This window comes from Streptomyces sp. NPDC001027, assembly GCF_040299045.1.
Lineage (GTDB): Bacteria > Actinomycetota > Actinomycetes > Streptomycetales > Streptomycetaceae > Streptomyces.
This window is the reverse complement of sequence record NZ_JBEPBI010000444.1, coordinates 1-3430: the sequence shown is the minus strand read 5'-3', so window position 1 is coordinate 3430 and position 3430 is coordinate 1. Positions and strand designations below refer to the sequence as shown.

Below are 3430 nucleotides of genomic sequence, written 5' to 3'. Positions count from 1 at the left end.
GCCAGTCGCGGACGGTCGCGTTGCGGCCGTAGACCGGGCTCCAGGTGGTGTCGACGGTCCAGTGCTGGTAGTTGGTGACGACCGTGCCGCTGCGACCGAGCATCGTCCCGTCGGTCAGCTTCAGCCCGAGGGCCGAGGCATTGACGACGCTCGCGCCCCTCCGCTTGGCCGACCAGCTCAGCGCGCCGCCCGTCAGGGACATCGTGATGGTGGTGCTGCCGTCGGGGGCCGTCGCGGTGACCGAGGCGTCAGCGGCGGCTGCGGCGCCCGGCGCGCCGATCCCGACCGCGGCGGCGCCGACGGCGACCGCCGTGCCCTTGAGCAGTCCCCTTCGGGACAGCGCCGAAGGGCGCCCGCCCGGGTCCGTCCCCGCGTCAGTCGGACGTGAGGGAATCTGCATGGCCGTGCACCTCTCCATCGAATGGATCTGCGCCGAGCCAGGACATCGGATGTTCGGGATCGCCGCCCGCCTGAACGACCTAACACAACTGAACAGTAATAAACGGTTTTCAACGCTGCGGCAGTTCTACGCCAGGGCGGTGGAAAGGTCAACAGTGCGCGCGGCAAAGGTCCCTGCACCCGGTCGAGTGCTTCGTGACGCGCCCGACTCCTGACGGCTGGGCGTGCTCCAACCCCGCATCGGACCCTCAATGACCCCGCCTGAAGGCGTCCTTGTCCACCCGCGGCACCCGAAACCGGACAGCGATCCGACCTGCACACGCTGAACCGAACCCTCCGAAAGACCCCGTGGTCACCGCGCGCGAAGCTGTCGCAGGGCCGCGCCGCGACACCGAGCGGCTTCTCTCATCGCAAACAAAACCGATCACTTTCTCTTGACACCACGGCGCACCTGCCGCTGTCATGACCGACGGACATCCCATCCCCCTTCCGCACTGCCGCGTTTGCCACCGTTCGCGGCTCCATCCCTTGTCGAGCGTGCCGTCAAGCACCCCTCACCGTGTGGCACGGCCGCAGCCGGCCGGCCTCGCTACGGCCGGAGGACACCGTGGTCCTGTTCCCGGCGATGCGTCATGACGGCATGTCAGAACCTCTAAGGAGAGGCAGAGCATGTCGAATCCAGCACCCCACCGCAGACCTCCGCGCAGCCGGTGGCGCAGCGTCGCCACCGCGTTCCTCACGCTGCTCGGAGGCCTCGCGGCGCTGCTGCTGCCCGCCTCGTCCGCTCAGGCCGCCGCCGTCTCGTTCACCCTGGGCGCCACCAGGGCCGACCAGAACGGCAGCACGCTTCAGCTGCACGGGCTGGGCATCGTCAAGGTCGGCTCGACCTGGTACGGCTTCGGCGAGGACAAGACCGGCGAGACATCGGCCGACACGTCCTTCCAGGACATCCCCTGCTACACCTCGACCGACCTCGCCGACTGGACCCTCCAGGGCCAGGCCCTGAGCAGGCAGAGCAGCGGAGACCTGGGACCGAGCCGGGTCGTGGAGCGGCCGAAGGTCATCTACAACGCGTCGACCAGCACGTACGTGATGTACATGCACATCGACAGCACGAACTACTCCGACGCGAGGGTAGGTGTGGCGACCAGCAGCACCCCCTGCGGCCCGTACGCCTACCGGGGCAGCTTCCGCCCGATGGGCAACCTCAGCCGTGACCTCGGCCTGTTCCAGGACACCGACGGCACCGGCTATCTGATGAGCGAGGACCGCAACAACGGCCTGCGCGTCTACAAGCTCTCCGCCGACTACCTCTCCGTCGACAGCCTGGTCGCGACCCTCGGCAGCAGCGGCAGCGGCAGTGTCGAGTCACCCGCCATGGTGAAGATCAACGGCATGTACTACGTCTTCGGCTCCCATCTGACGGGCTGGAGCCTCAACGACAACATCTATGCCACCGCCACCTCACTGGGCGGACCGTGGTCGGCGTTCCGCAACTTCGCCGCCGCCGGCACCCACACCTACGGCAGCCAGACGGCGAACGTCATCACCGTCCAGGGCACTTCCGGCACCACGTACATCTACGCCGGTGACCGCTGGGACACTTCCGACCTCGGGGAGTCGAAGCTGATCTGGCTGCCGCTGACCATCAGGGGCACGACGGTGAACCTCGGCCAGTACCCCGCCTGGTCCCTCGACGTGTCGGCGGGCACCTGGACGCCCGACTCGGGCGTGCCCACCAACGCGGTGCACACGCTCACCAACGCGGGCAGCTCCATGCTGATGGACGTCGCCGGCGGTTCGACGGCGAGCGGGGCCAAGGTCATCCAGTGGCAGTCCACCGGCGGCGACAACCAGAAGTGGACGCTGAACCGGACGGCGGACAACGTCTTCACGCTCAAGAGCGTCAAGAGCGGCCTGTGCCTGGACGTCCCGAGCAGGTCTACCGCGGAGAACGTCCAACTGCAGCAGTGGACCTGCCACGGCGGAACCAACCAGCAGTTCGCCGCCGATCTCGTCGGCAGCCTCACCGGCAGCAAGTTCATGCTCGTCAACGTCAACAGCGGACTCACCGTCGGCGTGGACGCCTCCTCCACCACGGCGGGCGCCGGCGTCGTCCAACTGACCGGCGCCAACGCCGCCGGCCAGCAGTGGACGATGTCGTGACCGTCCGAACGAGGGCCGTCCGCAGCCGTCCCAGGCCGCTTTAGCCGGCGTTTCGGCCTCGACGTGAACGCCTCGCGCCCACCACGCGAGGCGTTCACGTTCGGTAAGGCGCCTCGATCCGATCCGATCCGATCCGAGCCGGTCCTTCTCCACGGTCAGGTGCGGGAGTCGGTCTTCGTCCCTCGGCCGTCGGCGGGGGCGAGGACGATGTCGAAGCGGACCTGTGTCCAGGCGCCGTCGACGACCCGCCCGTCGGGCGTCGCAGTGCCCGCCGGATGCCGGTGGAAATCCTTGACCAGGGACTCCTTGACGCCGAAGACCGTGTCGGAGTCGAGCAGTTCGTCGCCCCGGACGAAGATGTGCGTGACCAGTGTTCGGCACTCGGGCGCCTCGACCAGGAAATGCAGGTGCGAGGCCCGCATCGGCGAGCGGCCGGTCGCCGCGAGCATCCTGCCCACGGGGCCGTCGTGCGGGATCGGGTACGGCGTCGGTGTGACCCCCCAGAAGCGGTAACTCCCGTCGGCCTGCGTGAACAGGTGCCCGCGGGCGGCCACCCGGTCGTCGCCGTACTGGACGTCGTAGAACCCGTCCTCGTCGGCCTCCCACACCTCGACCCTCGCCCCGGGGATGGGGCTCCCGTCGGCGTCGGAGACGGTCCCCTCGACCCAGCAGGGCTCACCGGCGGCCCCGAAGGACATGTCCCCGCCCGGCTCGAGCGCCGGGGACCCTTCGACGAAGAAGGGTCCGAAGACGGTGGCCTCGGTGGCGTCGCCGTAGGCCTCGTTGTTGATGGCGATCGTCTGCATCGACGCCCCGAGCGTGTCGGAGAGCAGGATGAACTCCTGACGCCTGTCGTCGGTCAGAC

Annotated in this window: 4 protein-coding genes; 2 read left to right on the top strand and 2 right to left on the bottom strand. The window is 68.6% G+C overall.

The genetic code is table 11. The features are described from left to right. Positions 1-400, bottom strand: a 400-nt coding sequence (locus tag ABT300_RS42445) for a glycoside hydrolase family 97 N-terminal domain-containing protein (protein WP_351688062.1), incomplete at its 3' end; no start/stop codon positions are given. On the opposite strand from ABT300_RS42445, the gene ABT300_RS42440 reads away from it, so the two are divergent. After that, positions 399-614 (top strand): hypothetical protein, encoded by a 216-nt coding sequence (locus ABT300_RS42440; protein WP_351688059.1) that lies wholly within the window; start codon positions 399-401, stop codon positions 612-614. The two genes, ABT300_RS42445 and ABT300_RS42440, sit on opposite strands and share 2 nt — an antisense overlap. Positions 615-1068: 454 nt before the next feature. After that, positions 1069-2565: an RICIN domain-containing protein gene (locus ABT300_RS42435; RefSeq protein WP_351688056.1), complete on the top strand. Its 1497-nt coding sequence runs from the start codon at positions 1069-1071 to the stop codon at positions 2563-2565. A 155-nt stretch (positions 2566-2720) separates the two neighbouring features. Here the strand turns inward: ABT300_RS42435 and ABT300_RS42430 are convergent. Then, on the bottom strand, positions 2721-3430 hold a 710-nt coding region (locus tag ABT300_RS42430; protein WP_351688053.1), incomplete at its 5' end, for a dioxygenase family protein.

What these genes read in the sequence shown, in the direction of transcription:
- ABT300_RS42440 (WP_351688059.1), top strand. Translation starts at nt 399, where the DNA reads ATGGCCGTGCACCTCTCCATCGAATGGATCTGCGCCGAGCCAGGACAT.
- ABT300_RS42435 (WP_351688056.1), top strand. Translation starts at nt 1,069, where the DNA reads ATGTCGAATCCAGCACCCCACCGCAGACCTCCGCGCAGCCGGTGGCGC.